7 protein-coding genes and 8 tRNA genes are annotated in these 10789 nt (G+C 50.8%); 1 reads left to right on the plus strand and 14 read right to left on the minus strand.

What is annotated here, in order from left to right; genetic code table 11:
• Nucleotides 1–11: 11 nt before the first annotated feature.
• From FGI41_RS19665 to lepB, 6 genes are all read right to left on the minus strand, one after another.
• Nucleotides 12–728: an urease accessory protein UreF gene (locus FGI41_RS19665; protein WP_176560359.1), complete on the minus strand. Its 717-nt coding sequence runs from the start codon at nucleotides 726–728 to the stop codon at nucleotides 12–14.
• 13 nt (nucleotides 729–741) lie between these two features.
• Nucleotides 742–2832, minus strand: a complete 2091-nt coding sequence (ureC, locus tag FGI41_RS19670; RefSeq protein ID WP_139492030.1) for an urease subunit alpha — start codon at nucleotides 2830–2832, stop codon at nucleotides 742–744.
• A 1-nt stretch (nucleotide 2833) separates the two neighbouring features.
• Entirely contained in the window at nucleotides 2834–3169 is a 336-nt protein-coding gene (locus FGI41_RS19675; protein ID WP_139492031.1) for an urease subunit gamma, read from the minus strand.
• A 333-nt stretch (nucleotides 3170–3502) separates the two neighbouring features.
• On the minus strand, nucleotides 3503–6325 hold the full coding sequence (locus FGI41_RS19680; protein WP_139492032.1) for a bifunctional diguanylate cyclase/phosphodiesterase: 2823 nt from the start codon (nucleotides 6323–6325) through the stop codon (nucleotides 3503–3505).
• A gap of 178 nt (nucleotides 6326–6503) precedes the next feature.
• Nucleotides 6504–7865 carry a methyl-accepting chemotaxis protein gene (locus FGI41_RS19685; RefSeq protein WP_218015246.1) on the minus strand — a complete coding sequence of 454 codons (1362 nt, stop codon included), beginning with the start codon at nucleotides 7863–7865 and terminating at the stop codon, nucleotides 6504–6506.
• Nucleotides 7866–8238: 373 nt separating this feature from the next.
• A complete protein-coding gene (gene lepB, locus FGI41_RS19690) occupies nucleotides 8239–8820 on the minus strand; it encodes a signal peptidase I (protein ID WP_139492047.1) in 582 nt (193 codons plus the stop codon).
• 243 nt (nucleotides 8821–9063) lie between these two features.
• Here lepB and FGI41_RS19695 point away from each other — a divergent pair, with 243 nt between their 5' ends.
• The gene (locus FGI41_RS19695; RefSeq protein WP_139492034.1) at nucleotides 9064–9999 is read left to right on the plus strand and encodes a PhzF family phenazine biosynthesis protein; all 936 of its coding nucleotides are present in this window, start codon (nucleotides 9064–9066) and stop codon (nucleotides 9997–9999) included.
• A gap of 61 nt (nucleotides 10000–10060) precedes the next feature.
• On the opposite strand, the gene FGI41_RS19700 is transcribed toward FGI41_RS19695, so the two are convergent.
• The 8 genes from FGI41_RS19700 to FGI41_RS19735 all read right to left on the minus strand — a co-directional run bounded on the left by FGI41_RS19700 (nucleotide 10061) and on the right by FGI41_RS19735 (nucleotide 10786).
• A tRNA-Gly gene (locus FGI41_RS19700) sits at nucleotides 10061–10134 on the minus strand.
• Between the two features lie 4 nt (nucleotides 10135–10138).
• Nucleotides 10139–10215: transfer RNA gene (locus FGI41_RS19705), tRNA-Arg, on the minus strand.
• 18 nt (nucleotides 10216–10233) lie between these two features.
• Nucleotides 10234–10309, minus strand: a tRNA-Gly gene (locus tag FGI41_RS19710).
• Between the two features lie 17 nt (nucleotides 10310–10326).
• Nucleotides 10327–10409: transfer RNA gene (locus tag FGI41_RS19715), tRNA-Leu, on the minus strand.
• A gap of 26 nt (nucleotides 10410–10435) precedes the next feature.
• Nucleotides 10436–10511 (minus strand) — tRNA-Lys (locus FGI41_RS19720).
• A gap of 7 nt (nucleotides 10512–10518) precedes the next feature.
• Nucleotides 10519–10593: transfer RNA gene (locus tag FGI41_RS19725), tRNA-Gln, on the minus strand.
• A gap of 3 nt (nucleotides 10594–10596) precedes the next feature.
• Nucleotides 10597–10672: transfer RNA gene (locus tag FGI41_RS19730), tRNA-Thr, on the minus strand.
• A gap of 37 nt (nucleotides 10673–10709) precedes the next feature.
• Nucleotides 10710–10786, minus strand: a tRNA-Asp gene (locus tag FGI41_RS19735).
• Nucleotides 10787–10789 lie beyond the last annotated feature (3 nt).

The following is a 10789-nucleotide window of genomic DNA, read 5'->3' on the forward strand; positions in this document are numbered from 1 at the left end:
TCTATCTGTCTCTATGACATGAACAAACGGGAATACAGCGTTTCATGGCGCATCGCTTCGATCTCCTGCATCAGGTTATGGCAGGAAAGGCTCGCCTCTGAGACCGGGGTGAGCACCATCTTGCGTGCCTCCGCCTCGATGATCGGGATCAGGGCTTGCAGTACCTTTTGCCCGTCAGTCTGGCCGATTGCCATGGAGCGGAGCGCATTTTGTACGAGACTGTTGACCGAGGCGTACATATGACTGACCACCGTGAGTGCCGGAGCCTGCAGCAGGTACGCACAGATCCAGCCATGCACGATGCACGAGTTGCCGAAGCACTCGCCTTGCGTGACCCAAGACTCGTATTCTTTCAACCCAGAGTCAGGGTACAGCTCCAGCACGCTGTAGAGATAGCGACGGCCGATTTTCATCCCACCTTCACGGGATTCACGCGCCAGCTTGGAGAGCGTCAGCTTCCGGTCCAGTTCTTTGAGGTTCTCACGGGTCAGCTCCGAATTCGGCTCCTCTGCAATCAACCGTTGGGCTAACTGGTAGGCATACAGCACAGCGGCTCCTTCCATCGGGGAGAGGCTTCCGGTCACATACGAGCGCAGCCATTCGGTCAACTGCGCGGCATTACGCACACGTCCCTCCTGCATGGCCGTCTCCAACCCGAACGAGTGGGAGAACGAGCCTGTCGGAAATGCGGAATCGATCAACTGTACCAGTGGCAAAAAAGTTACCATCCTCATTCCCTCCTTAGAATAAAAAGTAACGCTGTGCCATTGGAACGACCCGAACCGGCTCACACGTGATCAACTCGCCGTCCACCTTTACCTCGTATGTGTCCGGATTCACCTGAATATCCGGGGTGGCTGCGTTGTGAACCATTTCTTTTTTTCCGATCCCGCGACAGTTTTTCACAGGCACTACCTGCTTTTGCAGACCCAGTTGCTTGGCGATTCCTTTTTGATAAGCAATCTGGGAGACAAATGTAAGCGAAGTCTCGCTCAACGCCCGGCCAAATGCGCCAAACATCGGACGCCCCATCACAGGCTGCGGTGTTGGAATCGATGCGTTGGGATCGCCCATCGCGGCATAGGCAATCATGCCGCTCTTGAGCACCAGCTCCGGCTTCACCCCGAAAAAGGCGGGCTTCCACAGCACCAGGTCAGCCACCTTGCCCACTTCAACCGAACCGACATACTCATCGATCCCATGGGTAATCGCCGGATTGATCGTCAGCTTGGCGATATACCGCTTGGCTCGGAAGTTATCATTGTCCCCTGTCTCCTCCGGCAATGCACCACGCTGTCGTTTCATCTTTTCCGCCGTCTGCCACGTACGGGTGATCACTTCCCCGACCCGCCCCATCGCCTGCGAATCCGAGCTGATGATGCTGAACACTCCCATATCATGCAATATATCCTCTGCCGCAATCGTCTCCGGCCGAATCCGCGAATCTGCAAATGCCACATCTTCGGGTATCCGGCTGTCCAAGTGATGACAGACCATCAGCATATCCAGATGCTCATCGATCGTATTGACCGTAAAAGGCCGGGTCGGATTGGTCGAGGAAGGAATCACATTACCCTCGCCCGCCAGACGGATGATATCAGGTGCATGACCACCGCCCGCGCCTTCGGTGTGGTAGGTGTGGATCGTTCTGCCTTTGATCGCCTTGATCGTATCCTCGACGAATCCTGCTTCATTGAGCGTATCTGTATGAATCGCCACCTGCACATCATACTGATCCGCCACCGTCAGGCACGTATCAATAGCTGCCGGGGTCGTCCCCCAGTCCTCATGCAGCTTCAACCCGATCGCTCCCGCTTCAATCTGTTCCGCCAAGGCCGCTTCCCCGGACGCATTTCCTTTTCCCAAGAAACCGATGTTCATCGGAAAAGCCTCTGCAGCTGCAAGCATCCGGTGAATGTTCCACGCCCCCGGTGTACACGTCGTCGCTTTCGTCCCCGTCGCAGGCCCTGTTCCGCCACCGATCATGGTCGTGATCCCCGAAGCCAGTGCCGTCTCGATCTGCTGCGGACAGATAAAATGAATATGCGTATCAATCCCACCTGCCGTCACGATTAAGCCTTCCCCTGCAATCACCTCTGTCGAAGCCCCCACGATCAGCTCCGGTGCGACACCTTCCATCGTGTCGGGATTGCCAGCCTTGCCGATCCCGACGATCCGGCCATCCTTCACCCCGATATCTGCTTTGACAATGCCCCAGTGATCGAGAATCAGCGCATTGGTAATCACCAGATCAGGCACACCCTCATCACGCGTTGTCCGGGACGCCTGCCCCATCCCATCACGCAAGACTTTGCCACCGCCGAATTTACACTCATCTCCATACACAGTAAAATCCTTTTCAACTTCAATGAATAATTCTGTATCAGCCAGTCGCACTTGGTCTCCCGTCGTCGGGCCGAACATGCTTGCATAGGCTTCCCTCGTAATCAAGAGCCCCTCTGTTCCGGCAAGCGGTGTGATCTCAGTATCTACACATTCTTCACAATCTTCTGTCATCATAAGCTCTGGCAACGGACCATTGACCAATCCATTATGACCATACATCTCCCGCTTGCCGCCATACGCGACCAGTGTCACCGGCTTCTCTTCACCCGGCTCGAAGCGCACTGCTGTCCCCGCTGCAATATGCAGCCGCATCCCCAATGCCTTTTCACGGTCAAAATCAAGCTGGCTATTCACCTCATAAAAATGATAATGGGACCCTACCTGCACAGGACGATCCCCTCGATTGACCACCAGCAATTCTACAGTCGGCCGCCCCGCATTGAGGCGAATCGGCCCGTTCCCTAATCGATACTCCCCCGGCTTCATGCTACGCATCCCCCTCTGCCGCCACCAGTCTCTTCGGGCGAATCGGCTGATGCACCGTGACTAGCTTCGTCCCATCTGGAAAAGTCGCCTCTACCTGCACTTCCTCGATCATCTCCGCTACACCTTCCATCACATCATCCTCGGTGAGGATCGTCGCCCCCCACTGCATCAACTCGGCTACAGACTTGCCGTCGCGTGCACCTTCGAGAATCTCATAGGTAAGAATCGCCATCGCCTCTGGGTAATTCAGCTGCAACCCACGCTTTTGCCTCCGCCGTGCCAAATCAGCGGCTACCACGATCAAAAGCTTCTCCTTTTCCCGCTCTGTCCAATGCATGAAGCTCCCCCTCGAATTTATGTAAAAGTAAGAAACATCAGAATTCATAACATCCTTTAACATAATAACCCAGTGTTTTTTTAAAAACAACCTCATATGTCAGGTTATCTCACATGTAAGGGCTTACCTTTTTGAACTTTTCTCAACAAGCTAATGAGGATATCTAATCCAATTGTGAAAACGCTTACAATAATGAAGATAACCTGATTTTTGAGGCAAATCAAATAAAAAATCATAAATATTTGGCAAATCATACACAATAAAGGAACCCCTTCCCCTTTTCTTCACCCAGATCAAAAAAGAGAAGTGGTTCCTCCATCATCGTCCTATCAATTATCCTATCTGTCTGCAACAAGCCCCTAACATCCCAGCCACTTCCTCGGCCGACATCGGCTTGCCAAAGAAATACCCCTGCATCTCATCACATTTTAATTCACGCAAAAAGTCCAGCTGTTCTTGGCACTCGACCCCTTCAGCGATGACCCCCAGCTTGAGACTGTGCGCCATCACGATGATCGCCTCAACAATCGTCGCATCATCGTTGTCCGTTGTGAGGTCACCTACGAACGAACGGTCGATTTTGAGGGAGTGAATCGGGAACTTTTTCAGATAGCTAAGCGATGAATAGCCTGTCCCGAAGTCATCGATCGAGATATGCAGCCCCATCTCCTTGAGCGCTCTCAGCTTGGCCTGTACATCCTCCACGTTATGCGCGGCAATGCTCTCTGTGATCTCCAATTCCAGATATTGAGGTGAAAGCCCTGTCTCTTCCAATACACCCGCTACTTGATCAACCAGATTTTTCTGTTGGAACTGATAGGTGGACAGGTTGACCGCGACACGCACCTTCGGCAGCCCGGCATCTTGCCATGCCTTGTTTTGCCGGCAGGCTGTCCGCATCACCCACTGGCCCATCGGCACGATCAGCCCCGACTCCTCCGCCACAGGGATGAACTGTCCCGGTGCCACCATGCCTTTTTCCGGATGGTTCCAGCGGATCAAGGCTTCAATCCCGCGAATCTCGCCCGCCGAATCGACAATCGGCTGATAATGCAGGACGAACTCATCCCGCTCAATCGCTTTGCGCAAAGCATTTTCCAACTCCAGACGCGGCAGGGTGTGGTTATCGAGGATCGACGAATAGAGCTGATAGTTGTTGCGCCCCTGATCCTTCGCCCGATACATCGCAGCATCTGCATGCTTCATCAGGCTTTCCGTATCCTCGCCATCCTCCGGGTAGACCGCGATCCCGATACTTGGTGTCGTATGGAACTCCTGCCCCCCGAAGAAAAAGGGATGTGACAGCGAATCAATAATCGAGTGCGCCACCTGTGTCACTTTTTCCTGAACGTCGACATTCGGGATCAACAGGGTGAACTCATCCCCACCCATGCGCGCCACCATAGCACCCACCGGCAGACAACTCTCCAGACGCTCCGCCACCGCCTGCAACAGCTGGTCACCAAAAGCATGTCCCAGTGAATCATTGATCAGCTTAAACCGATCTAAGTCGATGAACAGGACCCCCAGCTTTTCTTTATGTTGCTTCGCGTGATCCAGCATCTCCATCAGCCGCTCGGTGAACAGGCGACGGTTCGGCAAGCCGGTCAGCTCATCATGATACGCCAGATAGTTGAACAGCGCCTCCGCCCTTTTCTGCTCGGTCACGTCCTTGGCGATTCCATAGATCCCAACGAACTCCCCGTGCACAAAAATCGGCGTTGTCGTGACCTGCAGCTCAATCGGATGCCCCTGCTTATGTAAGAATGTTAAGTCAAAATTCTGCGGCTCTCCCATCTTTCCACGCCGGAAATGGTAGAATGCCTTTTCCTTCTCACTCAGCAGCAGCATGTCCCGAAAATTGGAGCGCACCAGCTCAGACATCTCATACCCGGTAATCTGTACAGCCGCTGGGTTCATACTGGTGAAGTTCCCCTCCAGATCCAGCGAAAAAACCGCATTGGAGTTATATTCGAACAGACACTTATAACGCTGCTCACTCTCTTCAAGCAACTTCGCCGCCCGGCGGTTTTCCGTCACATCACGGGACACGACGATGATGCGGTCCACTTCTCCCCGTTTATCAAACAGCGGCATGCACCGTGCCTCCGCCGTAATCCAGACTTCATCCGTAGCCCGGAACAGACGGATTTCGGACTGCACAGGCGTTTTTTCTGTATATAAAATCTTTAATTCTCCTGCCAACCGCTCCAAATCATCGGGATGGGTGAAGCTCGCTACATTCCGCCCTTCATATTCCTTATAGGGCAGACCGAGTATCCGCTCATGTGACGGTGACGCGTAAGATAGGTACCCTGTCCGTTCCACAATACAGATCAGGTCAAACATGTTGTCCATGATCGTCCGATATTTTTCCGCATTGAACCGCAATTCCTGCTCCAACGCTTTTTTCCGCGTGATATCACGGGCGATACTGGCGATGGCGGAGACACTCCCACCCTGATCGCGGATCGGAGAGATCGTCAGACTGATAATCAGCTCTGCCCCATCCCGGCTCAGACGCACCGTCTCAAAGGCCGGCACTTCCTTCCCCGCAAACACATCTACATAGATCGCATTCATATCTTCCTGGAACTCTTCTGGAATGATCGGCAGCTCCTTACCCTTCAACTCCTCATTGGTATAACCGAACAACCGCTCAAATGCTGCGTTGACTCCAATCACGTTACGGTCTGTATCTAGGATGACGATAGAATCACCGGTATGAGAAAAGAAAGACTCCAGCTTTTCCCGTGTCAGCCATAATTCCCGCTCTGCTTGCCGCCGCTCCGTGAGATCGCTGGCAATCCCATAGATTCCAACGTACTCGCCCTGATCCAGTATCGGCACATGGGTTACCTGCCACTCAATCAGTTCCCCGTCTTTGCGGACCATCTCCAGCTGCAGCTGCATGGACTCACCCTGCTTGATCTGTATCATTGATTCATACACTTGATCGTGATGATGGAGAGCTACTTTGTTTTTCCAGGACGAACCCAGGATCTCTGCACGCTCATACCCGCTCAGTCTGACAAAAGCCTGATTAGCGCTGATAAAGCGTCCCTCCGCATCAAGCGCATAGACCGCATAAGGATGATGATCCAGAATCTCGTGGCAACGTTGAATCCGCTCTTCCATACATTTCACTTGTTCCATTTCTTTCTGCACCTTTTGCAATTCGATCACCTTCGCAACATTAATAGCAAGGCCTGGTTATGACTGATCTTTTTGCTCTTCCCGCTTTTTCCGTATTCAACACCCATTCCGCACAAGAGACTGGCAGAAGGACAAGAAAAACTGGGCAACTCAACCCAGTTTCTAGATGTGTGACGCTCTATTCACAGGCTTCACTGTGAGAGATCGTCTTCAGATTGCATGTGAGGGATTCAAGCTCTTTAAAACTATCCACAATGGTAATAATCCGACGATGCTGTTCTTCTACGCTGGCGAGCACCTCTTCAACCAGTCCAGTGCTGTCCTCTGTTACACTGGATATACTTGTTACCTCTTCATAGATCACACGTGATGTATGCTGCAGATCGAGGACTTCCTTGCTGACGTTTTCTGCCTGCTTCACAACGTTGCCTGTGTTGTCACTGATCTGTTTGAGCACATGGTCTACCTTCTCTGTCGCTTTGCTGCTGGACTGGACGGCATCACGGCCATTTAAGATATGGCCCGACAACTCCTGCGTCTTCCGCTGAATATCTTCCAGAATCCCAGAGATCTTCGCGGTTGACTGATGCGAATTCTCTGCAAGCTTACGCACTTCGTTAGCTACTACAGCAAAACCTTTTCCATGTTCACCCGCACGCGCCGACTCAATCGCTGCATTGAGTGCCAGCAGGTTTGTTTGAGAAGCAATATCGCTGATTGTATTGAGGATTTCGCTGATTTGTCCCGCTTGTTTATTTAATTCATCTGTAAGTGTAACAGTTTTTTGGATAATATGGTTTACATTATCCATCTCGCGGGTAAGAGATAACATATGCTCATTGCCTTGCTTGGCCACACCGTCCATGGAAATCGACAAATCACGCATCATTGTCGAGGCCATCGCCACCTCGCTGACACCACTGTCCACCTGGTGCATCGAGTGAGTGATATCGTTTACACTCGTGGTCTGACCCTCAATCCCTTTTGCAATCTCACCGAACACTTTGGTCACTTCATTGGAGATCTTCCCAGTCACGTTCACATTGGCTTGCAGGTTTTCACTGAAGCTGCTCAGTCCAGCAATCGATTCACGGATTTCCACCAGTAATTCTTCCATCTCTTCTTTGGCTACCAACGCTTCCTTACGACTTTTTTCGACATCTTTCAGCGTTTTTTCGCCAAATCGGCCTTGCGCCACCAACAGTGCAGTCGTCAGAATCAAGTACAGATTCATCGAAAGCAGTCCATGCATATCAATTCCTGAGAACATATTTTCTTTATAGATAAAGTAAAAAATATTCGTGTAAATCAATCCGATCAAGCCTGTTAATATAATGGGGCGCGGATTTTGATAGAGAGAAACAACGGCCAGACTAAAGTAGATCATGAAGTAACTGACGATACGCGGATCACTTTCGACTACAGCCCAGGTCATGGCCGCCAATACTACCACTACGACATACATTACAGAAAGCTCATAGATCCGTTTGTACGTCATGACCGTAATCAGAATACATATGGCAGAGCCAGCTACCGCCATGACTATCATCCCCATAAAGGGCGCACCGATGATTAGGTCCAGAGTCGTGGACAATATAAGGGAAGTCCACAACAAAATGACCATCAGCTTATTCCGACGATGCATCGTCTCCCTAAAATCCATGAAAAATTCCCCTTTCTCTATTTGTTTTTTATATACACGTCATAACGGAGTGACAAAAATAGACACGTATATTTTCTAATTATACATTTTTTATTACCTCCGTAAATAATGTTTCGATAAAAATACTCAAACAATTGTAACATTTTTTATATAATTTTATAGAAGATAAGAAAAACAGACAGGTTTCCCTGTCTGTTTTGTCGTTTTTAGCTACTATTTTGGTGATTTTTGTCGAATCAGGAAATCAGAACTAATGAGCTAAACGTATATCTGTAAATGGCCAGTATACCAACTCCGTACGTCCTACCAGCTGTTCAAGTGGAATAGGACCCAATTCACGGCTATCTCTGCTATTTCGGCGGTTATCCCCCATGACAAACACATGTCCAGGCGGCACAGTGACCGGCGCAACATTCTCCGTCAATGGAAGCCCCATATCCGCTGCCTCTTTGCGCTTCTCGGCCAGATACGGCTCGTCTACTGCCTCGCCATTGATATAAAGCACATCATCTACCACTTCCACCCGATCACCCTCCAAGCCAATGACACGCTTGATGTAATCCTCTGTTGGGGTAGCATGGAAAACCACGATATCACCACGGTCTGGCTGCTGGAGATGATAGATCGCTTTATTGACAACAACGCGCTCATTATTATGCAGGGTCGCCATCATTGATTCTCCATGAACCGCATACGGCGCTCCCAAGAATGAATAGATCAATCCCGCCACGATCGCTACCGTCCCAATCGAGCGTCCCCATTCACCAAGCTCCTTCTTCCAATTCGTTTTTGTTCGATTAGTCTCTGGTTCTATCCCCGTACTTCTATTCATCGTGGACTGATTGTCTGTCGATTGATTCACCGTAGAATTCTCTTTTGCCATCGCTCGAATCCTCCTACTTTGGATTGTTACCCATTAATACGTAATGAACGAGAGCCTGGTTTCAAATATCAGGAAATTTTTTCAACTGAGAACATTCCCCGTTTGATAACTGTAAGGAAGTATACTATGATGTTGGCAGATTGTATATTTGTTATTATTCCCAATCGAATGAGAGTAAAAAGGAGCAACCAAATGAGAAAAATCCCCATCTATCACGTAGATGCTTTTACCTCAACCCCTTTTGGCGGCAATCCAGCCGGAGTCGTCCCCGATGCAAGCAGCTTAAGCGAACAGGAGATGCAGTTGATCGCCCGTGAAATGAACCTGCCCGAGACAGCCTTTCTGCTGCCGTCTAATCATCCGGAGGCCGATTTCACCGTCCGCTACTTTACCCCTTCGAGCGAAATCAATTTTTGCGGTCATGCCACGTTAGCCCTCGCTTGGCTGCTCGCCACCGAACAAGGCTGGAGCGACAAAACAGACCAAGTCCGGCTGCAAACCAAAATCGGTCTCGTTCCCGTCGCCTGGATCAAAGAAAACGGCGAGCTGAAGACCGCCATCATGACCCAAATCGCTCCCCAAGTAAAAGAGGTCGCCATAGACGCGGACATCGTAAGCCGCCTGATCGGTGTCCCAGCCGAAGAGATTGACCACCGCTATCCGATCCGTCTGGCTAACACCGGCAACTGGCATCTGATCATCCCTGTTCGCACCCGGACAGCAATCGACACTGCCAAACCATCCCTCTCCGAGCTGGAAGCACTCAACCGGGAGCTTGGCGTGAGCACGACCCATCTGTTCACCCTCAATGATCCTCTCCACGATGTATATACTAGAGACTTTGCCCCTGCTGTAGGAATCCCTGAAGATCCAGCAACCGGCTCCGCCAATGGTGCCCTCGCAGGTTACCTCGTTCTCGAAAAAATCCTCTCTCCTGATCAGAATCATCAGCTTACCTTTGGTCAAGGGCACGCCATGAGCCGCCCCGGCACATTACTGGTCTCAATCGAAACAAGCAAAACTAATCATTCCAGTGTAACCAACGATGGAACAGGTGCCACTGCCCCTATCATCAAGGTTGGCGGTGCAGCCGTTCTCACCATCAAAGGAGAACTTCAACTCCCCTAATCTCTACGCATATAAAAAAGGCTAGAATGTCTGAGCATTCTAGCCTTATCGTATGTAAGTATGGAGCGGGTGATGGGAATCGAACCCACGCGACCAGCTTGGAAGGCTGGAGTTCTACCATTGAACTACACCCGCATAATGGCGTGCCCTGAGAGATTCGAACTCCCGACCTTTTGATTCGTAGTCAAACGCTCTATCCGGCTGAGCTAAGGGCACATCTGTTATGAAAATAAATGGAGCGGACGAAGGGTCTCGAACCCTCGACCTTCGCCTTGGCAAGGCGACGCTCTACCAATTGAGCTACGTCCGCATGTTTTGTATGTTGTGTGGTGCGGGTGGAGGGACTTGAACCCCCACGGTCGCCCGCCAGAACCTAAATCTGGTGCGTCTGCCAATTCCGCCACACCCGCACGATTTTGTTGTTCATCTGTAAAAATGGTGAGCCATGAAGGACTCGAACCTTCGACCCTCTGATTAAAAGTCAGATGCTCTACCAACTGAGCTAATGGCTCTCAAAAATGGCTGGGGTACTAGGATTTGAACCTAGGAATGACGGAGTCAAAGTCCGTTGCCTTACCGCTTGGCTATACCCCAACGTGGTGCCGGCGATAGGACTTGAACCCACAACCCCCTGATTACAAGTCAGGTGCTCTACCAATTGAGCTACACCGGCATATGTTATTATTTTTTCGCCTTATCTTTTGAAAAGATGGCGGAGCTGACGGGACTCGAACCCGCGACCTCCGGTGTGACAGACCGGCGTGAACTCCAACTTCACCACAGCTCCATA

The organism is Brevibacillus dissolubilis, from assembly GCF_006170445.1.
GTDB classification, from domain to species: Bacteria; Bacillota; Bacilli; order Brevibacillales; family Brevibacillaceae; genus Brevibacillus_B; species Brevibacillus_B dissolubilis.